Origin of the sequence: Citrobacter sp. wls615, from assembly GCF_005281355.1 — a bacterium.
GTDB lineage: Bacteria > Pseudomonadota > Gammaproteobacteria > Enterobacterales > Enterobacteriaceae > Citrobacter > Citrobacter werkmanii.
The window spans coordinates 1-937 of the sequence record NZ_SZXM01000046.1 but is presented as its reverse complement, the minus strand read 5'-3'; the positions used below and the strand labels follow the sequence as shown (position 1 = coordinate 937).

1 protein-coding gene is annotated in these 937 nt (G+C 66.4%); it reads left to right on the top strand.

What is annotated here, in order from left to right; translation table 11 throughout:
• Positions 1 to 17 precede the first annotated feature (17 nt).
• On the top strand, positions 18 to 937 hold a 920-nt coding region (locus FDX04_RS12970), incomplete at its 3' end, for an Ig-like domain-containing protein (protein WP_170975160.1).

Genomic DNA, 937 nt, shown 5'->3' with positions numbered 1-937 from the left:
CCGCACTGGGTATCACCGTGGACACCACCGTGGCGGCCGCGGTCATCACCCTGAGCGACGACACCGGCACCACCGGCGATAACCAGACCAACGTAGTGACACCGGGCTTTGCCATCACCACGGATAAAGACGCCGTGAGCGTGATGGTGAGCATCGACGGCGGCACCCCGGTGGCGGCAACGAAAGACGCGGCCGGTCAGTGGCATATCACGTCCGGCGAGCTGGCCGACGGTGACCACACCATCGTGGCCACCGTCACCGACCTCGCGGGCAACACCGCGGACTCGGCGACCCTGAGCTTTACCGTCGACACCACGCTCTCAGTGCCGACGCTGGACCTGGCAGACGCCAGCGACAGCGGCAGCAGCGCGATGGACAATATCACGAATGACACCACCCCGGCGTTCACCATCGGTAATGTGGATGCGGACGCCGTCAGCGTGCAGGTGCTGATCAACGGCACGTCCTACCCGGTGACGCTGGCGGACGGCACCTGGACCTTCACCGCCCCGCAACTGGCAGACGGGGAGTACACCTTCACCGTGCAGGTGACGGATGATGCGGGAAACGTGCAGACCTCAGCGGCGCTGGCGGTCATTGTGGACACCACCGTGGCGGCCCCGGTCATTACGCTGAGCGATGACACCGGCACCACCGGGGATAACCAGACCCGCGACACCACCCCGGGCTTTGCCATCAGCACCGACCCGGATGCGGTCAGCGTGATGGTCTCCATTGACGGCGGCGCCCCGGTGGCGGCGACGAAGGACGCGGACGGGCAGTGGCAAACCACCGCCGGCGAGCTGGCCGACGGCGACCACAGCATTGTGGCGACGGTCACCGACGTGGCGGGCAACACGGCCACCTCCGATCCCCTGAACTTTAATGTCGACACTACGCTGTCCATCCCGACCCTCGATCTGGCAGACGCCAGCGA